The following is a 22,909-nucleotide window of genomic DNA, read 5'->3' as shown; positions in this document are numbered from 1 at the left end:
AATCCTCCGACGGAGGGAACCCGACCCGGCCACGAAGGCCCCCATGCGAGGATGACCGGATGAGTCGCACTCCCACCGCCCTGCTGAGCGCAGCTGATCAGGAGCGACGGCGCGGCCTCCGGGTGATGAAGGGCGTCGCGCTGGCCGGCCTCGTCTTCATGGCGGTGCTCTTCGTCATCTCGTTCGCGCTGCAGGGCCAGTACCCGTGGCTCGCGTACGTCCGAGCGTTCGCCGAAGGCGGCATGGTGGGAGCCCTGGCCGACTGGTTCGCGGTGACGGCGCTGTTCCGGCATCCCCTCGGCCTGCCGATCCCGCACACAGCGATCATCCCGAACCGCAAGGACGAGATCGGCCGCACGCTGGGCGAGTTCATCGAAACCAACTTCCTGTCGGCCGAGGTCGTGCAGACCAAGCTCGAGGCCACCGCGATCTCGGCACGGCTCGGCGAGTGGCTGCGCGAACCGGCCCACGCGGCGCGGGTCGCCGCCGAGGGCTCGACAATGGCGGCGGGCGTGCTGCGAGCCTTGAGCGACGACGATGTGCGAGACGTGATCGAGGACCTCGCCCGCGAGCACCTCATCCTGCCCGAGTGGGGCCCGCCCGTCGGCGCGTGGCTCGGCAAGATCGTCGACTCGGGCGCCCACCACGCCGCCGTCGACCTCGCCGCCGACAACATCTCGGTCTGGCTCGCGAACAATCATGACGCCTTCGCCGGCCTCGTCTCCCGCCGGCTCCCCGCATGGGTCCCATCGATCGCGCACCGCCTCGTCGACGACACCATCTACAACGAGGCGGTCAAGTTCGTCGCCGCGGTGCGCGCCGACCCCGATCATCCCGCCCGACACGCGATCGACGGCTACCTGGCGCGGCTCGCCGACGGTCTCGAGCACGACCCTGCCACGATCGGACGACTCGAAGACGCGAAGATCGCGATCTTCGACAGTCCGCGGGTCCGCGAGCTCGCCGCGACCGCGTGGAACACCACCAAGAACGGCCTGCTCGACTCGCTCGCCGATCCGCAGAGCAGCCTGCGCGCGCGCGCCACCACGGCGCTCTCCGAAGTCGGCGGACGACTGGCGACGGATGCTGCGCTCCAGCGCCGCGTCGACGGCTGGGTGACCCAGGCCGCCGTGTTCCTCGTCGACCGCTACCGGCACGACATCGCGTCGATCGTGACCGATACCGTCGAGCGGTGGGACCCGGCGGAGACGACGGAGAAGATCGAGCTCATGGTCGGGCGCGACCTGCAGTACATCCGCCTGAACGGCACGATCGTCGGCGCTCTGGCGGGTCTGGTCATTTTCAGCATTGCTCACGCCTTCCTCGGATGACCCCGCTAGCCTGATCCCGTGGCCGCGACCGCCGATCAGCTCCTCTTCAGCTACGGGACGCTCCAGGATCCCGCCGTCCAGCTCGACACGTTCGGGCGCATCGTCCAGAGCGAGGACGGCGTGCTGCCCGGCTACACGGTGGACTACACGGTGATCTCCGACCCCCGCGTCGTCGAGGTCTCGCGCCTGGCGACCCATCCGATCGTCCGTGCGACCGGCAACGCCCTCGACAAGGTGACCGGGCAGGTGCTGCACCTCACCGAGGATGAGCTCGACGCCGCCGATGAGTACGAAGTGTCGCTCTACCGTCGCATCCCCGTCGTACTCGCGAGCGGCGCGCACGCCTTCGCCTACGTCACGGCAGGCCTGCCCGACCAGGCAGGCGTCGCGCAGTAGCGTCGAATCGTGACTCTTCCGCACGACGAACGGTGGCCGCGAGCCGGCGGTTGGCCCGCTGTGACCGATGCCGACCGCGAGCTCGACGCGGTCGTCGTCGGCGTTCCGACCTGGCGAACATCGATCTCGCCGACGGGCGCGCACGAGACTCCCGCGGCCATCCGCGCAGCGCTGCGCAGATACAGTCCCGCACTCGTCGGAGGACCGATCGATCTGGGCACGCTGCGGGTCGCGGACGCCGGTGACATCCGAGAACCGGACGGCGAGACCGGAGAGTCCTCCGCGCGGGAGCGCATCGCCGAGCTGCGTGCTCAGGCGCGACTCGTGATCGCCCTGGGCGGCGACAACAGTGCGACAGTGCCGACCGCACGAGGCTCCGGTGCGACCGGTCTGATCACGCTCGATGCGCATTTCGATCTGCGTGACGGCGTGTCCAACGGCTCACCGGTGCGCCGGCTGGTCGAGGGGGGTCTCGATCCGGGCAGTGTGGTGCAGGTCGGCATCTCGGACTTCGCGAACTCCGCCGCGTACGCCCGTCGCGCGGCCGAGCTGGGCATCACGGTGATCACGGTGGATGAGGTCCGGCGCCGAGGAGTGGATGAGGTGATGGCCGAGGCTCTCACTGTCGCGCGCAGGGGCGGCGGTCCCGTGCATCTCGACATCGACGTCGACGTGTGCGACCGGTCGGTGGCGCCCGCGTGCCCGGCCAGCGTTCCGGGCGGCCTGGCCGCGTGGGAGCTGCGCGCCCTGGTGCGCGCGGCGGCCACCGACGCTGCGCTGGGCAGCGCCGACATCGTCGAGGTGGACGCGACGGCGGATGCCGCGGACGGGCGCACCGTCCGGCTCGCCGCACTGTGCGTGCTGGAGCTGCTCGCCGGGTTGGGGGTCCGCTCGTGAGCGCCGGCATCCGGCTCGTCCTGGTGCGCCACGCCAAATCGGACTGGGGCGATGCCGCACTCTCGGATCACGATCGCCCATTGAACGATCGCGGGATGCGGGATGCTCCGGCCATGGCTGATCGGCTCGCCCGCACGGGCTTCCGCCCGGACGTGATCATCGCCAGCACGGCGTTGCGCGCACGGACGACCGCCGAGGCGTTCGCTGCGGCCCTCGGAACCGCCGTGTCACTGGATCATGAGCTCTACGGGGCCACGGCCGCGATGCTGTGGGCCAAGGCCGAGGCGACCGGAGCGCGCAGCGTGCTCGTCGTCGCGCACGACCCGGGTATGACCGTGCTGGCCGAGCGGCTCTCCGGCGACGGCATCGGGCACATGCCGACGTGCGCGGTCGCGGCCTTCGCCTGGGATGACGACGATTGGGACGTCGCCGGGGCGTCGGCCCCGGCATCCTGGACCTTCGACAGTCCGCGTTGATCTGATCACCCGCGCGACAGCGGGACCCCGTCCTTCCACACACGCTCGACCAGCGGCACGCCCGGACGGTAGGCGAGATGAACCCGGCTGGGCGCTGCCAGCAGCACGAGGTCGGCGCGCATACCGGGTGCGATCGCGCCGATATCGTCGCGGCGAAGTGCACGTGCTCCCCCGGCTGTCGCGGCCCAGACCGCCTCCGCGGTCGTCATCCGCATCTCTCGCACGGCGAGCGCGATCATGAAGGGCATCGAGCTGGTGAAGCTCGAACCCGGATTGCAGTCGCTGGCCAGCGCGACCGTCACCCCTTCGTCGATCAGACGACGGGCATCGGGGTACGGCTGACCGGTCGAGAACTCGACCCCCGGCAGCAGCGTGGCGACCGTGCCGGATCGGGCGAGAGCCGCCACGTCCGTATCGTCGAGGTACGTGCAGTGATCCACGGATGCCGCGCCCATCTCGATCGCGAGTCGCACGCCGTCGCCGTGGCCGAGCTGGTTGCCGTGCACGCGCGGCATGAGTCCTGCAGCGATACCCGCCGTCAGAACCCTGCGAGACTCCTCCACGGTGAAGGCCCCGCGCTCGCAGAACACGTCGATCCAGCGACTGTGGGGAGCGCAGGCCGCCAGCATCGGCCCGCAGACCAGCTCGACATACTCCTCACGCCGGTCGGCGTACTCGGCCGGGACCACGTGCGCACCCAGGAACGTGACCTCGGGCGTGACTTCGGCGGCGAGCCGCACCAGCCTGGCCTCGTCCGCGACCGTGAGGCCGTACCCCGTCTTCATCTCGATGGACGTCGTGCCCTGCTCGTTCATCTCCCGCACGAATCCGGCGATACGCTCGCGCAGCTCGTGGTCGGATGTCGCGCGCGTCGCCGCGACCGTGCGCCGGATGCCTCCGGCGGCATAGGGCGTCCCGGCCATGCGCGCCTCGAACTCGTCTGCGCGATCGCCGCCGAAGGCGACATGGGTGTGACTGTCGACGAACCCGGGTATGACGGCCCGCCCCCGAGCATCGACGATCTGCACGGAGGCGCCCACCGCCGCGTCGGCGGCGGAGCCGACCCACTCGATGCGACCGCCGTCCATCAGCACGGCGGCGTCGTGCCGTGTCCCGCACGGGTCGCCCGCCGCTCCGACGTTGGTCGTCAGCTCGCCGATGCCGGTGATCAGCGTCGCAGTCACAGCATCGGCACCTTCAAGCCGCGGTCCCGCGCGACCTCCTTGGCCCGTTCGTAACCGGCGTCGACGTGCCGCATCACACCCGTGCCCGGGTCGTTGGTCAGGACACGTTCGAGCTTCTCCGCGGCGAGCGCGGTGCCGTCGGCGACCGTCACCTGACCCGCGTGGATGCTGCGGCCGATGCCGACCCCTCCACCGTGATGGATCGAGACCCAGGAGGCCCCGCTGGCCGTGTTCAGCAGAGCGTTCAGCAGCGGCCAGTCGGCGATCGCGTCCGAGCCGTCGGCCATCGCCTCCGTCTCACGGTAGGGCGAGGCGACCGAGCCCGCATCCAGATGGTCGCGGCCGATCACGATGGGCGCTGACAGTTCGCCCGACGCCACCATCTCGTTGAACTTCAACCCGGCCAGATGGCGCTCCCGGTAGCCGAGCCAGCAGATGCGGGCCGGCAGACCCTCGAAATGCACCTTCTCGCCCGCCTGCTCTATCCAGCGCCGAAGGCCCACGTCATCGGGGAACAGATCGATCACCGCCCGGTCCGTCTTGCGGATGTCGTCGGGGTCGCCCGACAGCGCGACCCATCGGAAAGGACCGCGCCCCTCGGCGAACTGCGGACGGATGTAGGCGGGCACGAAGCCGGGGAACTCGAATGCCCTGGTGAATCCGCCCAGCTCGGCCTCGCGGCGGATCGAGTTGCCGTAGTCGAAGACGGTGGCTCCGGCATCCTGGAATCCCACCATCGCGGCCACCTGCTTCGCCATGCTCCCGCGCGCACGGATGGTGAACGCTTCGGCATCGTCGGCCGCCGCGGCGGCGGCATCCTCGACGGCGATCCCGACCGGAACGTACGCGAGCGGGTCGTGCGCGCTGGTCTGGTCGGTGACGATGTCGATCGGGATGCCGCGCTGCAGGAGTTCAGGAAAGACCAGGGCGGCGTTGCCGACGACACCGACGCTGAGTGCCTCGCCCCTCGCCTTCGCTGCCATGGCACGCTCCACCGCCGCGTCCAGATCGGTCGTGTACTGGTCGAGGTACCCGTGCTCCACGCGGCGGGCGAGGCGCGATTCGTCGACGTCGACGATGAGCACCACCCCGCCGTTCATCGTGACCGCGAGCGGCTGTGCGCCGCCCATCCCGCCGCAGCCTCCGGTCAGGGTGAGGGTTCCGGCCAGGTCGTCACGACCGAGCGAGCGTGCGACGGCGGCGAAGGTCTCGTAGGTGCCCTGCAGGATGCCCTGCGTCCCGATGTAGATCCACGAGCCCGCGGTCATCTGGCCGTACATGGTCAGTCCGAGCGCCTCGAGGCGACGGAACTCGGGCCATGTCGCCCAATCGCCTACCAGGTTCGAATTGGCGATGAGCACGCGCGGCGCCCACTCGTGGGTGCGGAACACGCCCACGGGCTTGCCGGACTGCACCAGCAGTGTCTCGTCGGGTGCGAGCTCGTCGAGCGTGCGGATGATCGCCTCGTACGCGGCCCAGCTGCGTGCGGCCTTGCCCGTGCCGCCGTACACCACGAGATCTTCCGGATGTTCGGCGACCTCCGGATCGAGGTTGTTCATGAGCATGCGCTTGGCTGCCTCGGCACCCCAGCTCTGCGCGGTTCTGTCGTTGCCGCGAGGGGCGCGCACGGGGTGCGCGGGGGTGGTTTCGGGGGTGATCATGCGGGCCTCCTCGATGACGACGGCAGACGGTTCTTCGGCGATCTGGGGTGCCTCGGATCCGATCATGACGCGGGCTCCGCGTCGGGGCGGATCTCCGAAGCCGCGCCACCCGGACCTCGCGCAAGGGCGGCGTCGGCGGCGGCGCTCACCGTGCCCGAGGCGACGAGGTCGGTGACGGCCTCGATCTCGGGCGAGAGGAACCGGTCGGGGCCGGGCCCGCCGGCGCGGGTGCGCACCAGGTCGCGCACCGCACCCGTCGGCATCGCGGGCACCAGCGGGGAGCGCAGGTCGAGTGCGCGCGAGGCTGTCAGCAGCTCGATCGCGAGCACCCGCGAGAGTCCGTCGATCGCTCGCCGCAGCTTGCGAGCAGAGGCCCAGCCCATCGACACGTGGTCTTCCTGCATCGCGCTCGAGGGGATCGAGTCGACGGATGCCGGAACCGCGAGTCGCTTGAGCTCCGACACGATCCCGGCCGCGGCGTACTGGGCGATCATCATGCCGGAATCCACCCCCACCTCGTCGGCGAGGAAGGGCGGCAGTCCGTTGCTCCGCGCGGGGTCGAGGGCGCGGTCGGTGCGCCGCTCCGAGATCGATGCGACGTCGGCCACGACGATCGCGAGGAAGTCCAGCACGTACGCGATCGGCGCTCCGTGGAAGTTGCCGTTGGATTCAACGCGTCCGTCGACCGTCACCACCGGATTGTCGACGGCTGCGGCCAGCTCACGGGTCGCGACGATCCGTGCGTGCTCCACCGTGTCTCGTGCGCCGCCGTGCACCTGCGGAGAGCACCGCAGCGAATACGCGTCCTGCACGCGGGTGCAGACGGCGGGATCGCGGTGACTGGCCATGATCGGCGACCCGGCCAGCAGCCTGCGGAGCCGCGTGGCCGAGGCGGTCTGCCCGGTCTGCGGACGCAGCGCCATGAGGTCGGCGGCGAAGACGGCATCCGTGCCCAGCTGGCTCTCGATCGACATCGCCGCCGCGACATCTGCGGTGTCCAGGAGCATGGAGAGATCGTCGAGGGCGAGGAGCAGCATCCCGAGCATCCCGTCCGTGCCGTTGATGAGCGCGAGGCCCTCCTTCTCGCGGAGCTCGAGGGGCGCGAGACCGGCATCGGCGAGGGCGGCGGATGCCGCAACCGGGCCGCCACCGTCGGCGCCGGCGGGTACCCGCACCTCGCCTTCGCCCATCGCCGCGAGGGCGACGTGTGCGAGCGGTGCCAGGTCGCCCGAGCAGCCGAGCGACCCGTACTCCCGGACGACGGGGGAGATCCGCGAATTGAGCATCGACGCATAGGTCTGCACGACGACCGGGCGCACTCCGGTACGCCCGGTGGCGAGCGTCTGCAGTCGCAGGAGCTGCAGTGCGCGAACCACCTCTTCCTCGACCTCCGGCCCCGTGCCGGCCGCGTGCGAGCGGATCAGACTCGCCTGCAGCTGGCGCCGGCGTTCGGGAGCGATGAACGTCGTCGCGAGCGCGCCGAACCCCGTCGAGATGCCGTAGTGCGGGGCCGGGTCGTCGGCGAGCGACTCGATCAGTGCGCGAGTGGCGGCGACCCGCACGAGGGCGGCCGGATCGATCTCGACCCGTGCGCCGTGGCGCGCCACGGCGACCACGTCGGCGGCTCGCAACGGGTCGGCGCCCACCACGACGGTGGTGCGAGCCTCTGCCCCGGTACCGGTGGGAGCGGTCGGTGAGGACGCGGTGTTCATGCGTCGAGTCCACACCCGCGTGCGCGCCGGGAACATGGGGTTATGGCATTCTTTGTCTGGTATGCCAGACAAGAGCCCTCAGGTCCCCGCCGCGGATCAGACCCTCCGGATCCTCGCGCACATGTCGCGTCAGCCCGGCCCCGTCTCTGCACGGACCCTCGCGAGCGCCCTCCGCATTCCGAGGTCGAGCGTGTACCACCTCCTCGGCGCACTCGAACAGCACGGGTTCGTCGTGCATGTCGTCGCGGAGCGCCGATGGGGCCTGGGCACGGCGGCGTTCGAGCTGGCCGGCGGCTTCGCGCGGCAGCAGCCGCTCGCACGTCTCGGCCGTCCGCTCGTTGCCGCGCTCGCCGACCGCACGGGCGAGAGCGCCCACCTCGCAGTCATGACCGGCCGCGACGTGCTCTACATCGTGCAAGAGCGCGCGCCGCGGCGCCCCGCGCTGGTGACCGATGTCGGCGTCCGGCTCCCCGCCCACCTGACCGCGTCGGGTCGTGCAATGCTCGCCGCGCTCTCCCGCGAGCAGGTGCGTGCGCTGTATCCGGATGCGTCGGCCTTCGCCGACCGCACAGGACGGGGGCCGCGAACGCCGGGTGAACTCCGCGACGTCCTGCGCAGGACGCGGGCCGGCGGTTACGCGTCGGAGGACGGTGAGGTCACGCTCGGGCTGTGTTCGGTGGCCGCCGTCGTGCGCGACCATGCCGGATGGCCCGCCGCCGCGTTCGCCACCACCTATCCCGGTGAGCGCGAAGTCGACACCGCCCCGTTGATAGAGGCCGTCTCGCACGCGGCGGCAGAGCTCTCGCGCCGGATCGGACGTCCGATCTGACGAGCCCGATCGAGCGGAGCGTCGATCGACTCGCGCTCCGACGGCGGTCCGACCCCGGGCTCAGCGCACGATCAGGCGAGGTTCCACCAGAACGTGCGCCGAGCCCGCCGCCGGTTCCTGGGGTGCGACGACGCTTCCCGTCGGCCCCATCAGCAGTTCCAGCGCGCCCGCGGCGACTCTCTCGGGAAGCTGCTCCACGCTGCTGATCCCCAGCGCCTCGGCCGCCGGTGTGTTGTCGAAGCCGTAGACCCGCACGTCCGCACGCCCGAGCGAGGAGGCTGCAAGCTGCGCGCCGATCGCGAGGACATCGCTCGCCGCGACGATCGCCGAGACCTCGTCGTCACCGTCGAGGGCGCGAGCGACGACCGTCCGCGCAGCGCTGACATTCTCCTCCGCGGAAAGCCGGATGCCGGTGGCCCCCGCATCCCGCATCGCCTCGCGCCAGCCGCGCTCACGATCATCCCCCGTACCCGAGCCCTCGGGCCAGCCCAGGAACGCGACATCGCGCCCCGCGGCCCTCAGGGCGTGGATGGTGGCGGCACGGGTTCCCGCCGCGCCATCGACATCGACCCAGAGGTGGGCGGGCTCTGCGACGTCGTCCACCCCCCACGGGCGCCCGAACGAGACGAACGGAACGCCGCGCTGGGAGAGCCAGTCGGTTCGGGGGTCGCCGTGGAACGTTCCCGTGATCACGACCGCGTCGACCTCGCCGCCGTCGAGCAGGTCGGCCATCCGCTCGATCTCCTGATTGGGTGTGCGGGCGGCGAAGACGAGGAGGCGCATACCGCGCTCGGTCGCCCGTTCGGTGAGGGCGTGGACGAAGCGGTCCAGTACGACGCCCGAGATGCCTCCCGCGTAGGGATCCAGATGCACGCCGATCGTGGAGCTTCGTCGAGTGCGCAGCTGCCGGGCGGCGGCGTGCGGGCGATACCCGAGCTCGGTGATGGCGCGTTCGACGCGCTCGCGCGTGGCCTCGCGCACGATCGCCGGCGAGTTCACGACGTTCGAGACGGTCTGACGCGAGACCCCGGCGACACGCGCGACGTCGTCGACGGTGGGCGCTTTCGACATTCCGACTCCCCTCCCGGCTGATGCGCGGCCAGCGATCTGATCGTTACAAATCGAATCATATGGGGCGTGCAAACCCCTTGACACGATCCGGAGCGCTCTTTAGCGTGTTGGCAACGAAGATTTTTGAACGATCAAAGTTCTGCGTTTGGATCGATCAAGAATCTGGCGCCCTCACGCCTCATCAAAGGAGAAGAGACACATGACACGGCACACCACACGAACGCTCCTCGCGGCGGGGGCACTCCTCGTCACCGGAGCGCTCGCCCTCACCGGCTGCGGAGGGTCGAGCTTCGACGAGCCCGCAGCGAGCGGCGGCAGCGCAGGCGACCTGACGTCCTCGAGCGACGCGCTCAGCATCCTCATCGGGTCCTCAGGCGATGCCGAGACCAAAGCGGTCCAAGACGCTGTCGCCGCCTGGTCGGCCAAGTCCGGCGTCGACGCCACCGTCCAGGTCGCCAACGACCTTCCCCAGCAGCTCTCACAGGGCTTCGCGGCCGGTTCGCCGCCGGACCTCTTCTACCTGTCGACCGATGCGATCGCCGGCTACGCGAGCAATGGGTCGCTCAAGGCGTACGGTGACCAGCTCGCCAACAAGGACGACTTCTACCCCTCGCTGGTGCAGAACTTCACCGTCGACGACCAGTTCTACTGCGCCCCGAAAGACTTCTCGACGCTCGGCCTGGTCATTAACACCGACATGTGGGCGGCTGCAGGGCTCACCGATGCCGACATCCCGACCACGTGGGACCAGCTCTCGGCGGTGGCGACCAAGCTGACCGGGAACGGTCACGTCGGCCTCGCGTTCGGCGCGGAGTACCAGCGCGTCGGCTCCTTCATGGCGCAGGCGGGCGGCGGGATGGTCGTCGACGGGAAGGCCGCGGCCGACAGTCAGCAGAACATCGACGCACTGACCTACGTCAAGACCCACCTGAACGACGGCTCGTTCGCGTTCGCCTCCGACGTGGGCGCGGGCTGGGGCGGCGAGGCCTTCGGCACCCAGAAGGCCGCGATGGTGATCGAGGGCAACTGGATCACCGGCGCCATGACGAACGACTACCCCGACATCAAGTACGCCGTCGCCCAGCTCCCCGAGGGCCCGGGCGGGCAGGGCACCCTGCAGTTCACGAACTGCTGGGGCATGGCGGCCGACAGCCCGAACCAGAAGGCGGCACTCGACCTGGTCGAATACCTCACCTCGACCGATCAGCAGCTCGCGTTCTCGAAGGCGTTCGGCCCGATGCCGTCGATCCAGTCGGCCGCGGACGCGTGGAAGAGCGCCAACCCCGACCTGTCCGCGTTCCTGGATGGCGCGACCTACGCGCAGTTCCCGCCGAACGAAGCGGGTGCGGCAGACGTGATCACCGACTTCAACTCGCAGCTCGAGTCGCTGAAGTCCGGCGACCCGAAGGCGATCCTGAGCTCGGTCCAGTCCAACCTCCAGGCGATCGTCGGATAACGCCGATGGCCACTGTGGCAATGCCTCGCCGCTCCGGGTCTCCCTCACGAGGGATCCGGCGCGGCGAGGCCGCCGCCGGATGGATCTTCACCGCCCCCGTGCTGATCATCCTCGGCGTCTTCCTCCTCATCCCGGTCGTCATGGCGCTCTGGGTGAGCTTCTCGGACTGGACGGGGCGCGGCAGCCCGTTCTCTTCGAGCGTCGGCTTCGTGGGCCTGGACAACTACGCCGCCGTCACGACTGGCGGCGGCCTCGCCGAACGCAATTTCGGGATCTCGCTGCGCAACAACGCCTGGTACGTGGTCCTCGTCGTGCCGCTGCAGACCGCGCTCTCGCTCTTCCTCGCGGTCCTGGTCAATCGCGCGATCCTCCGAGGGCGCGGGTTCTTCCGCACTGCGTTCTACTTCCCGTCGGTGACCAGCTCCGTCGCCATCACGGTCCTCTGGCTCTTCCTCTTCTCCTCGACCGGCGTGATCAACCAGATCCTGTCGTGGGTCGGTATCAACGGACCGAACTGGTTCAACGACCCGAGCGGCATCGTGCACAACGCCCTGGCCACCGTCGGCGTGACGAGCGGTCCTGACGCGCTCACCCAGAACGGGTTCCTCTCCGTGTCGTGGTGGGACTGGCTCGCCGGCCCCTCGGTCGCCATGAGCGCATTCGTGCTGATGGCCGTCTTCACCACCAGCGGCACGTTCATGCTGCTGTTCATCGCTGCGCTCCAGAACCTCGGGCATGACATCGACGAAGCGGCGATGATGGACGGCGCGAGCGGCTGGCAGCGCTTCTGGAGGGTCACCCTTCCCCAGTTGCGCCCGACCCTGTTCACGGTGCTCACGCTCGGACTGATCGGATGCTGGCAGGTGTTCGATCAGATCTACACCGGCACGCAGGGCGGGCCGGGTAAGACCACGCTCACCCCCGCCTATCTCAGCTATCAGTCGGCGTTCATCTCCCAGGAGTGGGGGCAGGGCGCGGCGATCGCCTTCATCCTGTTCGTGATCATCGTCGTCTTCACGATCTTCCAGCGCTGGGTGCTGCGCGACCGACCGGTCTCAAAGCGGCGAGCGCGTCAGTACGAAGTGCGCCCGGCGAAGCCTGCGACCCCCGCGGGCCCGCGACCGAAGGAGACGACGCGATGAGCGGGACGACGCTCCAGGAGCAGACGGTGGTGGCCGAGGCATCCGACACGGTGTCGCGCCCCCGGCGCCGCCGCAAGAACTACAGCACCCGGACGAGGGTCGGGCAGCTCGTGCTCTACCTGGTGCTGATCGTGCTCGCGCTCATCTACATCTATCCCTTCCTCGTGCAGGTCGCGACCTCGTTCAAGACCGACGCGGAAGCGGCGTCCGATCCGATCTCGCTGATCCCCAACGTGTTCACGCTGGCCGCGTACGAGCGCCTGTTCACGCGGTCGGACTTCCCGCTGTGGTTCTTCAACTCGGCAGTGGTGACGATCTTCGTGACGCTCGGCAGAGTGTTCTTCTGTTCGCTCGCCGGGTACGCGCTGGCGCGACTCAACTTCCGTGGACGCGGGGTCGTTTTCGCCGCCGTGGTCGCGGTGATGGCCGTGCCGGGCGTCGTGCTGCTGATCCCGAAGTTCCTCGTGATCAACCAGCTCGGCATCTACGACTCGTACATGGGCATGATCCTGCCGCTGCTCGTCGATGCGGCCGGGGTCTTCATCATGAAGAACTTCTTCGAGTCGATCCCGGTCTCGGTCGAGGAGCAGGCGCGCATCGACGGCGCAGGGCCGTTCCGGGTCTTCTGGTCGGTCGTGCTGCCGATGGCGCGCCCCGCGCTCATCACGATCATCATCCTGTCGTTCCAGGGGTCGTGGAACGAGCTCAGCCACTTCATCGTCTCGACCCAGTCCCCCGCCCTGACCACCCTCACCAAGGGCGTGGCATCGCTCGCAAGCGGGCAGCTCAGCCAGGGCAGCCAGTATCCGATCAAGCTCGCCGCCGCCGCGATCATGACCATCCCCGTGGCGGTCATGTTCTTCATCTTCCAACGGCGCATCATGAACGCCAGCGAAGGAGCCGTCAAAGAATGACGTCGACCGAATCCACCCCCCTGCAGCCGCTCCTGAGCGACGCCGTGATCGTACTGCGCGCCCCCACGCAGGTCTGGTCCGGGCGCGGCGGCGACATCGGGGCCGCCGCGATCGACGGGGTGTACCACGGCGATGTCCGCCACGTGAGCTCCCTCGAGCTGACCTGTGCCGGCTCACCCGTGGAGTGGATCTCCGCGACACCGCACGGACCGTCTCGGGTGGTCTTCGGCGGCCTCCTGCGTGGCCTGGACGACCCGCTCCCCGATCCGCGCGTTCGGCTCCTGCGCGATCGCCGGGTGATCGATGGTGCGGTCGACGAGACGCTGACGGTGCAGTCGCGGGTGCGACACCGCATCCGGACGACGATCGACGTGCGCCTCACCCCCGAGTTCGCACCGCTGCACGACGTCAAATCGGGGCGCGCGCACGCGCAGGAGTTCTCGACGCAGCGCGATCCGGATGCCGCGGCCGTCGTGCGATCCGGCACCGCCTCGTTCGTGGTGTCGGCCCCCGATGCCGACATCGAAACGAATGCCGGCGGAGGCATATGCCTGAGGTGGGCCATCGATCTCGCGCCGGGCGATGACCTCACCGTGACGTGGCGGATCGACCTGCGCGACGAGGCGATCGTCGTCGCGGGCGTGCAGAGCCCTCCCGCGGTTCACGGCGGCCTCGCCGCGGCGGACCCGCGGCTGAACCGCTGGCTCGATACGGCTCTCGGCGATCTCGATGCGCTGCGCCTGTGCCTGCCCGACCACCCGCAGGACGAGTTCTATGCCGCGGGCGCCCCGTGGTTCTTCACGCTCTTCGGCCGCGACTCTCTGTGGGCCGCGCGGCTCGCACTCCCGCTCGACCGTGAGCGGGCGGGATCAACGCTCCGTGTGCTGGCTCGTCTTCAGGGCTCCGTCGACGACCCCGCATCCGCACAGGAGCCGGGGAAGATCCTGCATGAACTGCGGTCTTCGACCCTCGTGCTGCCGCAGGAGGGCGTCACGCTCCCCCCGGTGTACTACGGGAGCGTGGATGCGACCGCGCTGTGGATCTGTCTGCTCGTGGACGCATGGCGTGCCGGGATGCCGGACGCTGAGGTCGGCGAGCTGCTGCCCGCGCTCGACCGCGCGCTGGAATGGATGACGACTGTCGCCGATCACGACGGCGACGGGTTCCTCGACTATGTCGACCGGACCGGTCACGGCCTCGCGAACCAGGGGTGGAAGGACTCGGGCGATTCGATCCAGTGGCGCGACGGACGTCTGGCCGAAGGCCCGATCGCGCTGTGCGAAGTGCAGGGTTACGCGTATGAGGCGGCGGTCGGAGCCGCCGACCTGCTCGACGCCTTCGGGCCGGGCGCGAGGCCGGTCGAACTCCGCGCCTGGGCGGGGGCGCTCAAGGAGCGGTTCGCCGCCTCGTTCTGGGTGCAGACGCCGGAGGGACGCTACCCCGCCGTCGCGCTCGATCGCGACAAGCAGGCGGTCGACTCCCTGACGAGCAACGTAGGACACCTGCTGGGCACCGGGATCCTCGACCACGCCGAAGAAGCGGCCGTGGCAGAACTGCTGCTCGCCGACAGCATGTCGACGGGCTTCGGCATCCGCACGATGTCGACGGGGGCAGCCGGTTACTGGCCGCTGTCGTACCACGGCGGGAGCGTGTGGACCCATGACACGGCGATCGCCGCGCGCGGGATGGCGCGGGCCGGCCTCATCGATCAGGCGCGTACGGTCGTCGGGGGGCTGCTCGCGGCGGCCGAGGGCTTCGGCTACCGGGTGCCTGAGCTGCACGCCGGCGATCCCTCGGAGGAAACGCGTGTGCCGACCCCGTACCCCGCCGCCTGTCGCCCGCAGGCGTGGTCGGCCGCGGCGGCGGTCGCGTGCGCCGAGATCCTCGCCGCACGGGTCTGACGAGCCGGCCTCAGTCGACCTTGTGCACCGCTCCGCCGGTGAGACGCACGAGCTCGTCGAACGTCAGCGGAAACACCGTGTGCGGGGTGCCGCCCGCGGCCCACAGCTCGGGATAGGCCGCGAGCGCTTCGTCCACGACGGTCGGAAGCGGAGCAGGGTGTCCGGTCGGAGCGACGCCACCGATCGCCTGCCCGGTCGCCGCTCGCACCTGCTCGGGGGTCGCGCGCCCGAGCTTCCCCCGGCCGATCCGCGCGGCGAGGGCAGCGGTGTCGACGCGGTGCGCTCCGCTGGTCATCACCAGCACCGGCTCGTCCTCCGACCAGAAGACGAGGCTGTTCGCGATCGCTCCGACCTCGACCCCGAGGGCCTCGGCGGCCAGGGCGGCGGTGGATGCGGCATCCGGAAGCACGATGATCCGTCCGGTGATGCCGGCCTCGACCAGCTGTTCGGCGACGACGCGACTGCGGGCGGGGAGTTCGGCGGTCATGCGGTCCAGCCTAGGGCGGTCGCGGAGGCGTCGATGATGGCGTGGGGTGCTGCCGTGTTCAGCCGCGCGCGAGCACCTCGGCGTGCGGCATGAGCAGCCAGCCGTCGGGGGCGGCGGCCCATTCGCGCCAGCCGCCGGCGATGCGCTCGAGGGCCGTGCGGTCGGCGAAGCCGAGCTCCAGGGCATGCTCAGCGAACGCCGACGACACGACTCGTGACGCCCACGAGCCGCCCCACCACGCTCGGTCTTCGGGCGTCTCGAACAGCCAGAGCGACGCGCTGGACGCGACATCGGCGAACCCGGCCTCCTGCGCCCATGACTTGAGACGGCGGCCGGCGGCCGGTTGACCGCTCACCGCCCGGTGCACCCGGAGGTACAGGTCGAGCCACTCCTGGAGGGCGGGGATGAGCGGGTACCAGATCACGCCGCCGTAGTCGACGTCGCGTGCCGCGACCACCCCGTCCGGCCGCACGACCCGCCGGAACTCCCGCAGTGCGTCGACCGGCCGAGTCAGGTGCTGGAGCACCTGGTGCGCGTGCACGACGTCGACGCTGTCGTCCGGCATCCCGAGGGCGTAGGCGTCGCCGACCTCGAACGAGAGGTTCGTGAGTCCGCGCTCGGTCGCGAGCGCCCGGGCCCTCGCGACGATGTCGGGCGCAGTATCCACTCCCGTGACGCGGCCGGGCGCGACGATCTCGGCGAGATCTGCCGAAATGGTGCCGGGTCCTGCTCCGACGTCCACAACGGTGAGCCCCGGGCGGAGCGAGGGGATGAGGTAGGCGGCGGAGTTCTCGGCGCTGCGCCACTCGTGCGAGCGCAGGACGCTCTCGTGGTGACCGTGGGTGTAGTCGTCGGACGGCATCCCCCGAGCGTATTCCGGTCGGAGCGCTGCCCGTTCGACGATGCGGCCGCTCACCCGGACATCCGGAAGGATGTGCGGCTCAGACGACCGGCCGTGTCGCCCTGCCGATCCACTTCTGCACCATCGGTCCTCCGAGATGTTCACGTACGCGGGCCGAGGCCTCGCAGCATCCCGCTGATCGCCGCAACGACGACCTCGGGCCGGAAGAGAATGTCCTCTGCGGCGGGACGGATGCACGCCATTCCGAGCGCGGCGAGCGCGAGGTCGCGGCGTCGATCCGCCAGCTGTGCGTCCCAGCCCGAGTGATGCGCCTTGCTGTCGCACTCGACGACGAGCCACCCGTCCACGACCGCGTCGACCCGTCCGACTCCTGGGACGACGACCTGCAGGTGAACCCGGCCACCCAGCGATCGCGCGATCAGTCGCACGAAGGTTTCGGTGCCCGCCTCGGCACGTCCGTCGATGTGGGCACGCAGCACGCGCTTCGGCGCGGCGACAGCAGCGAAGAGCTCGTCGAGCTCGTCCTCACGCAGAAGGCCCATGTTCAGGGCGGAGTCGATGCTCGCGATCGCCGCCCTCGGGCTCTGGCACTCGACGGCATGGGCGAGGGCGTCGATCGGATGAACGATGAGCGATCGCGGATGCGGCGCGCGCACGAGCGTCCGCCAGTGGACTCGGTATCCCGTCCGAGCGTCATGCGGAGCACTCCGTTCGGCCTGAGATGCACGTGCAGACCGCGCCGCTTCTCCACGAACACGCCGAAGATCTCGAGTGCGGACGTACAGGTGACCCGGCCGCCCGCTCGCGCCGCGCCGAGCGCGGCGGGCGGTGCCTCGGCGGGAACGTACACAGACCCGCGGGCTCGGAGGAGTGTCCCGGCGCCGACGAGCCGCGCGATGGCGCGGCGCGAGTGCCCCTGTTCACGGAGGTCACCGAAACTGAGATGGCGGATCGGTTCCTCGACGGTTCGCGTTGGCATGAATCCCACCGTGGGCCCGCGTGCGACGCCGTGGGGAGCCGGCAGCGACCGTTCCGGAGAACTCGACCGGCGCGCCGCCTGGGGAGGAACGGGCGATGATGTCGGCGCACCGAGCATCTCGAAGGAGGGTGGGTGCGGTACCGGCCTCCCGAGCTCACACGCGCACACTTCAGCTCCTGGCATCCTTCCGGATGTTCGCGAAGCCTCGAGACGTTCCACAGCGGCCGGGGAATGACGGGGTGACGACCGCCGACTCGCTCCTCGGGCGAGACGCGGTACCAGTTTTGGTGACACCTCGTCCCACGGGTGGCAGGATGGGAGAGTCCGCACAGGTCCGGATGCAGGATCGGCGAGTCAAAGGAGACCGCATGTTCACCAGCCCCCTTCCCGACGTCGAGATCCCCGAGGTGAGCGTCTTCGAGTACCTCTTCGAATCGCTCTCCGACGAAGATCTGGGCCGCGTCGCGCTCGTCGACCCCGCCACGGGAGCCGAGACGACCTACGCCGCGCTCCGCGGTCAGATCCTGGCCTTCGCCGGCGCCCTCGCCGCACGCGGCGTCGGCACCGACACCGTCGTGGCCGTCCTGTGCCCGAACGTCCCGGCGTTCGCGACCGTCTTCCACGGCATCCTGCGCGCCGGCGCCACCGTCACGACGATCAACTCGCTGTACACACCCGGCGAGATCGAGAAGCAGCTGAAGGATGCCTCGGCCACCTGGCTCGTCACGGTCACCCCTCTCCTCCCCGGCGCGAAAGCCGCCGCGGCCGCCGTCGGCATCGCCGATGACCACCTCATCGTCCTCGACGGGGCGGAGGGCCACGAGAACCTCCGCGGTCTGCTCACCGAGGGCAGTCCGGCCCCGCAGGTGAGCTTCGACCCCGCTACGCACGTCGCAGTGCTCCCCTACTCCAGCGGAACGACCGGCATCCCCAAGGGCGTCATGCTCAGCCACCGCAACCTCGTCGCGAACGTGGCGCAGTGTGTGCCCAATATGAACCTCGGGCCGGATGACCGCGTACTCGCGGTGCTCCCCTTCTTCCACATCTACGGCATGACGGTGCTGCTGAACCTGGCGCTGCGCCGGCGAGCGAGCCTGGTCACGATGCCCAAGTTCGACCTGGTGGAATTCCTCACGAACATCCAGAAGTACCAGTGCACGTACCTCTATATCGCGCCGCCGATCGCTGTCGCCCTCGCCAAGCATCCGATCGTCGACGAGTTCGACATCTCGAGCGTCCACACGGTGTTCTCGGGCGCTGCTCCGCTGGACGGCGAGACGGCCGAGATCGCGGGCCGCCGCATCCATTCCCGCATGATGCAGGGTTACGGGATGAGCGAGTTGAGCCCCGTGTCGCACGCGATGCCCTACACCCGTGACGACATCCCGGTGAGCTCGGTGGGGGTCGCCCTGCCCAACGAGGTCTGCAAGCTCGTCGACACCGAGACCGGCGCTGAGATCACCGAGTTCGGCGAAGACGGCAAGACCCTCCCCGGAGAACTCTGGGTGAAGGGCCCGAACGTCATGCTCGGGTACCTCAACAACCCCACCGCGACCGCGGACATCCTCGACGCCGAGGGGTTCCTGCACACCGGCGACGTCGCCGTGTACCACGAGGGCGGCTACTTCTCGATCGTGGATCGGGTGAAGGAGCTCATCAAGTACAAGGGCTACCAGATCGCCCCCGCCGAGCTCGAGGCGCTGCTGCTGTCGCACCCTCAGATCCTGGATGCCGCGGTCATCGGCGTGCACGATGCCGACAAGCAGGAGATCCCGAAGGCGTTCGTGGTGGCCGCGCCCGGGTCCGAGCTCTCGGCCGACGACGTCATGGCCTTCGTCGCGGCCAGCGTCGCGCCGCACAAGAAGATCCGCCAGGTGGAGTTCATCGAGGCGATCCCGAAGTCGACGTCCGGGAAGATCCTCCGGAAGGATCTGCGGGCACGCGAGGTCGTCGCGGCCTGATCACCGTCGCCTGATCGTTGCGCCGCACAGGCGCAGGAGAACTCACGGAGGCAGGACGATCCCCCACGGATCGTCCTGCCTCCGCTGCGTCGTCCTGCCTCCGCTGCGTCGCCCAGCCTCGGTGCTGCCCCGATGAGCGGTCGAGACCGTCATGCGAACGAAACAGGCCCGACGCACCGCATCCGTACCTTCAGCATCAGGGTCTCGCCGCCCGTAGCGGGGCTATTGACGCGTGGAGGATTCATGAGTGGGAACACAGTCCGTCGTGAGGCCATCAAGGCGGTCGAGGCTTACGTCCCGCCCGCCGTGTCGTTCGACGAGAGCGAAGCACCAGGCGCCATCTTCGGCGAGAACGTCTTCAGCACCGTCGTCATGCGGCAGCGGCTGCCCAAGCCCATCTTCAAATCGGTCATCGCGACGATCGAGCACGGTGCGAAGCTTGACCCACTGGTGGCGGATGCTGTCGCCTCGGCCATGAAGGACTGGGCGCTCGAACGCGGTGCCACCCACTACGCGCACGTCTTCTACCCCCTCACGGGACTCACCGCCGAGAAGCACGACAGCTTCTTCGAGCCCAACGGCGACGGCACCGCGATCGCCGAGTTCGCCGGAAAGACCCTGATCCAGGGCGAGCCCGACGCCTCCAGCTTCCCCAACGGCGGACTCCGCAACACGTTCGAGGCCCGCGGCTATACGGGATGGGACGTCACGAGCCCGGCGTACGTGCTGGAGAACCCGAACGGCAACACCCTGTGCATCCCGACGGTGTTCGTCTCGATGACCGGTGAGGCGCTCGACCACAAGACTCCGCTGCTGCGTTCGCAGCAGGCGATGGGCGAGCACGCCGAGCGGATCCTGAAGCTGTTCGGGCACGCGAAGCCGGCCAAGGTCGTCGCGTTCTGCGGCCCTGAGCAGGAGTACTTCCTCGTCGACCGCCACTTCTTCGTCGCGCGCCCCGACCTGCTCAACGCCGGCCGCACGCTGTTCGGCACGAAGCCTCCGAAGGGTCAGGAGTTCGACGACCACTACTTCGGCGCCATCCCCGAGCGAGTGCTCGGATTCATGATGGACACCGAGCGCGAGCTGTTCAAGCTCGGCATCCCGGCCAAGACCCGGCACAACGAGGTCGCGCCCGGTCAGTTCGAGATCGCGCCGATGTTCGAGCGCGGCAACATCGCCGCCGACCACCAGCAGCTGCTGATGACGACGTTCAAGACGATCGCGAAGAAGCACGGCATGGAGTGCCTCTTCCACGAGAAGCCGTTCCAGGGAGTGAACGGCTCGGGCAAGCACGTCAACTTCTCGCTGGGCAACAGTGAGCTGGGCTCGCTCCTGGTGCCCGGTGACACACCGCACGAGAACGCGCAGTTCCTCGTGTTCTGCGCCGCCGTGATCCGCGCCGTGCACCTGTACGCGGGAGTCCTGCGTGCGTCGGTGGCTTCAGCATCCAACGACCACCGCCTCGGGGCGAACGAGGCGCCGCCCGCGATCATCTCGATCTTCCTCGGCGACCAGCTGGCAGACATCTTCGACCAGATCGCCCAGGGGCCGGCGACATCGTCGAAGGGCAAGGGGTCGATGCAGATCGGCGTCGACACGCTGCCCGTGCTGCCGACGGATCCCGGCGACCGCAACCGGACCAGCCCGTTCGCCTTCACCGGCAACCGCTTCGAGTTCCGGGCACCCGGGTCGATGCAGACGGTGAACGGCCCCATGGTCGCGATCAACACGATCATGGCCGACTCGCTCGACTATTGCGCCACCGAGCTCGAGGCGGCTGTCGCCGCCGGCACCGACTTCGACACCGCCGTGCAGGCTCTGCTGACCGCGATCATCACCGAGCACGGCGCGGTCGTCTTCAACGGCGACGGGTACGGCGACGCGTGGCCGATCGAGGCCGAGAAGCGCGGCCTCGCGAATCTGCGCACCACGCTCGACGCCCTGCCCGAGCTGATCACCGACAAGGCGATCGCCCTGTTCGAGAAGTACAGGGTCTTCAACAGCCGCGAGATGCACAGCCGCTACGAGATCGGGCTCGAGCAGTACGCGCTCAGCATCGGCGTCGAGGCGCGGCTCACGCTCGAGATCGGCCAGACCTCGATCCTCCCGGCGGCCGTGCGCTATCAGACCGAGCTCGCGCTGAACGCGAAGGCCCTGAAGGATGCCGGCATCGAGCCCGATCTCATGCCGTTGACCGAGCTCAGCACGACGATCGGCGAGCTGCGCTCGGCCATCGCGGTGCTGCACTCCGCCCTGCAGGAGGAGGTCGGCCACGACACGCTCGCCGAGGCCGAGCACGCCCGTGATTCGCTGCTGCCCGCGATGACGGCCGTGCGCGCCGCCGCCGACACCCTCGAGGCGAGCATCGCCGACGATCTGTGGCCGCTGCCGACCTACCAGGAGATGCTGTACATCCTGTAGGCGGTGCGAAACGTAAGAAGCCCCCGGAAAACCGGGGGCTTCTTACGTGTCGTGGACCTGAGGGGACTCGAACCCCTGACCCCCTCGATGCGAACGAGGTGCGCTACCAGCTGCGCCACAGGCCCTGAACCTCCGATAGGTTATCACGCGATCCAGCCCGCCCTGCGCGAGGCCCAGCTCTCCGCCGAACCGGCCGTGTCGCGCCGAACGGGCCCGTTGTCGACGCAGATAAGGGGCCGGCTCGGCACGTGGGGGCGGGTTCGGCGAGGAAGCCCGACGCGAGGCGAGCGAGCGGGGCGAGGCGGGCGGACGGAGGGTCAGCCGTTGGCTGCGCGGCGCTGCAGCAACTGACGGACGTGCGCCTCGATCTCGGCGTCATCGACGTGCCCCATGCGGCGGAAGCGCTCCGACTCGGCCTCTTCGCGCGCCACGCGCGCACGGTCGATCGACGCGGGCTTGAGCTCGGCCTCGAGCTCCCGCATCCGCTCTTCCTGTGCGGCCACCCGCAATGCTTCGCGCGCTGCCGCCTGATCCAGCACCGCGGATGCCCGCGATCCGGCCGACGCCGTGAGCGGTCGGGGCAGCTCTCTCGGAGTCCACGCCACCTCGCGCTCGACCCCGAGGGCCAGATCCTGCACGGTCACGGCCCGACGCGGGGCGACCTCGGCACCCGTCTCGCGGGCGATCACGCGGGCATTGACCCGCGACATCCGATTCAGGAGGATGCCGCAGACCACGGCGAGAGCGACGGCCGACCAGAGCACGACCTGCGAACCGGTGGCAACCACCTGCCAGCCGCCCCATATGGCCCCGGCCACCGCGGCGAGCCCGAGGATGGTCGTGATCAAGCGGGCCCGGCGCCGGGCGCGTGCCTGGCGCGCAGCCGGGAGCGCACGGGCCGCGGCGAGCTCACGCCGAGCGGCCTCAAGGTCTGCCAAGCCGCGCTCGTTCTGCGTGCGACGGGCGAGGCGCTGCTGCGCGAGAGCCGTGCGGGCATTGAGCTCGAGGCGTACCTCCTGCGGTGTCTCACTCGTCTCGGCGAGCACCCGCAGCGCCTGGTTGAGTCGGACGGCGTTGCGCTCGGCGGCGTCGTACTGATGCCGACTGTGCCACGACGGCAGAAGATAGACGAGCCACAGGAGCGCCGCGACGAGCACCACCACTCCGCCACCCAATACCTGCCCACCCATGCGCACCACGGTATGCGACGAACACCCGGGCCCCAGGCA

General features: G+C 69.6%; 19 protein-coding genes and 1 tRNA gene. 11 read left to right on the top strand and 9 right to left on the bottom strand.

Translation table 11 applies throughout. From position 1 onward, the window contains the following. Nucleotides 1-59 precede the first annotated feature (59 nt). The 4 genes from F6B43_RS17600 to F6B43_RS17585 are packed head-to-tail and all read left to right on the top strand — an operon-like array spanning nt 60 to nt 3,100. A complete protein-coding gene (locus F6B43_RS17600) occupies nt 60-1,331 on the top strand; it encodes a DUF445 domain-containing protein (protein WP_150450318.1) in 1,272 nt (423 codons plus the stop codon). 18 nt (nt 1,332-1,349) lie between these two features. Further along, nucleotides 1,350-1,727, top strand: coding sequence for a gamma-glutamylcyclotransferase family protein (locus F6B43_RS17595; RefSeq protein WP_150450317.1), 378 nt, complete (start codon nt 1,350-1,352; stop codon nt 1,725-1,727). Nucleotides 1,728-1,736: 9 nt separating this feature from the next. Then, entirely contained in the window at nt 1,737-2,624 is an 888-nt protein-coding gene (locus F6B43_RS17590; protein ID WP_150450316.1) for an agmatinase family protein, read from the top strand. Beyond that, nucleotides 2,621-3,100, top strand: a complete 480-nt coding sequence (locus tag F6B43_RS17585; RefSeq protein ID WP_246160037.1) for a SixA phosphatase family protein — start codon at nt 2,621-2,623, stop codon at nt 3,098-3,100. The genes F6B43_RS17590 and F6B43_RS17585 overlap by 4 nt, the downstream gene beginning before the upstream one ends. A 5-nt stretch (nt 3,101-3,105) precedes the next feature. Here the strand turns inward: F6B43_RS17585 and hutI are convergent, their stop codons facing one another. From hutI to hutH, 3 genes are all read right to left on the bottom strand, one after another. Then, on the bottom strand, nt 3,106-4,284 hold the full coding sequence (gene hutI, locus F6B43_RS17580; RefSeq protein ID WP_150450315.1) for an imidazolonepropionase: 1,179 nt from the start codon (nt 4,282-4,284) through the stop codon (nt 3,106-3,108). Further along, on the bottom strand, nt 4,281-5,945 hold the full coding sequence (hutU, locus tag F6B43_RS17575) for a urocanate hydratase (protein ID WP_150450415.1): 1,665 nt from the start codon (nt 5,943-5,945) through the stop codon (nt 4,281-4,283). The genes hutI and hutU overlap by 4 nt, the downstream gene beginning before the upstream one ends. Before the next feature lie 62 nt (nt 5,946-6,007). After that, nucleotides 6,008-7,657, bottom strand: a complete 1,650-nt coding sequence (hutH, locus tag F6B43_RS17570) for a histidine ammonia-lyase (RefSeq protein WP_150450314.1) — start codon at nt 7,655-7,657, stop codon at nt 6,008-6,010. Between the two features lie 61 nt (nt 7,658-7,718). Here hutH and F6B43_RS17565 point away from each other — a divergent pair, with 61 nt between their 5' ends. Next, nucleotides 7,719-8,486, top strand: coding sequence for an IclR family transcriptional regulator (locus F6B43_RS17565; RefSeq protein ID WP_246160036.1), 768 nt, complete (start codon nt 7,719-7,721; stop codon nt 8,484-8,486). Nucleotides 8,487-8,546: 60 nt separating this feature from the next. Here the strand turns inward: F6B43_RS17565 and F6B43_RS17560 are convergent, their stop codons facing one another. Continuing rightward, complete coding sequence (locus F6B43_RS17560) at nt 8,547-9,557, bottom strand: LacI family DNA-binding transcriptional regulator (protein WP_150450312.1); 1,011 nt, start codon at nt 9,555-9,557, stop codon at nt 8,547-8,549. Nucleotides 9,558-9,756: 199 nt separating this feature from the next. Between F6B43_RS17560 and F6B43_RS17555 the strand changes: the two genes are divergently transcribed. Genes F6B43_RS17555 through F6B43_RS17540 form a run of 4 tightly spaced genes read left to right on the top strand, consistent with a single transcriptional unit; the run spans nt 9,757 to nt 14,970 of the window. Then, nucleotides 9,757-11,013, top strand: a complete 1,257-nt coding sequence (locus F6B43_RS17555) for a sugar ABC transporter substrate-binding protein (protein ID WP_150450311.1) — start codon at nt 9,757-9,759, stop codon at nt 11,011-11,013. Between the two features lie 5 nt (nt 11,014-11,018). Next, on the top strand, nt 11,019-12,155 hold the full coding sequence (locus tag F6B43_RS17550) for a carbohydrate ABC transporter permease (RefSeq protein ID WP_150450310.1): 1,137 nt from the start codon (nt 11,019-11,021) through the stop codon (nt 12,153-12,155). Then, entirely contained in the window at nt 12,152-13,069 is a 918-nt protein-coding gene (locus tag F6B43_RS17545; protein ID WP_150450309.1) for a carbohydrate ABC transporter permease, read from the top strand. The genes F6B43_RS17550 and F6B43_RS17545 overlap by 4 nt, the downstream gene beginning before the upstream one ends. After that, complete coding sequence (locus F6B43_RS17540) at nt 13,066-14,970, top strand: glycogen debranching N-terminal domain-containing protein (protein ID WP_150450308.1); 1,905 nt, start codon at nt 13,066-13,068, stop codon at nt 14,968-14,970. The genes F6B43_RS17545 and F6B43_RS17540 overlap by 4 nt, the downstream gene beginning before the upstream one ends. A gap of 10 nt (nt 14,971-14,980) precedes the next feature. On the opposite strand, the gene F6B43_RS17535 is transcribed toward F6B43_RS17540, so the two are convergent. The 3 genes from F6B43_RS17535 to F6B43_RS17525 form a co-directional block, all read right to left on the bottom strand. After that, complete coding sequence (locus F6B43_RS17535) at nt 14,981-15,457, bottom strand: YbaK/EbsC family protein (RefSeq protein WP_150450307.1); 477 nt, start codon at nt 15,455-15,457, stop codon at nt 14,981-14,983. Between the two features lie 58 nt (nt 15,458-15,515). Further along, the gene (locus F6B43_RS17530; protein WP_150450306.1) at nt 15,516-16,319 is read right to left on the bottom strand and encodes a class I SAM-dependent methyltransferase; all 804 of its coding nucleotides are present in this window, start codon (nt 16,317-16,319) and stop codon (nt 15,516-15,518) included. Nucleotides 16,320-16,459: 140 nt separating this feature from the next. Beyond that, on the bottom strand, nt 16,460-16,975 hold the full coding sequence (locus F6B43_RS17525) for an endonuclease domain-containing protein (protein WP_150450305.1): 516 nt from the start codon (nt 16,973-16,975) through the stop codon (nt 16,460-16,462). A 691-nt stretch (nt 16,976-17,666) separates the two neighbouring features. On the opposite strand from F6B43_RS17525, the gene F6B43_RS17520 reads away from it, so the two are divergent. Both F6B43_RS17520 and F6B43_RS17515 read left to right on the top strand, forming a co-directional pair. After that, a complete protein-coding gene (locus F6B43_RS17520; protein WP_150450304.1) occupies nt 17,667-19,259 on the top strand; it encodes an AMP-binding protein in 1,593 nt (530 codons plus the stop codon). Nucleotides 19,260-19,502: 243 nt separating this feature from the next. Continuing rightward, nucleotides 19,503-21,680, top strand: coding sequence for a glutamine synthetase III family protein (locus F6B43_RS17515; protein WP_150450303.1), 2,178 nt, complete (start codon nt 19,503-19,505; stop codon nt 21,678-21,680). A 52-nt stretch (nt 21,681-21,732) separates the two neighbouring features. On the opposite strand, the gene F6B43_RS17510 is transcribed toward F6B43_RS17515, so the two are convergent. Beyond that, a tRNA-Ala gene (locus F6B43_RS17510) sits at nt 21,733-21,805 on the bottom strand. A 192-nt stretch (nt 21,806-21,997) separates the two neighbouring features. Beyond that, complete coding sequence (locus tag F6B43_RS17505) at nt 21,998-22,870, bottom strand: large exoprotein (protein WP_150450302.1); 873 nt, start codon at nt 22,868-22,870, stop codon at nt 21,998-22,000. Between the last annotated feature and the right edge of the window lie 39 nt (nt 22,871-22,909).

Origin of the sequence: Microbacterium rhizomatis (assembly GCF_008710745.1) — a bacterium.
Taxonomy (GTDB): domain Bacteria; phylum Actinomycetota; class Actinomycetes; order Actinomycetales; family Microbacteriaceae; genus Microbacterium; species Microbacterium rhizomatis.
The sequence above is the reverse complement of the archived record's forward strand: the minus strand, read 5'-3'. Positions and strand labels throughout refer to the sequence as shown.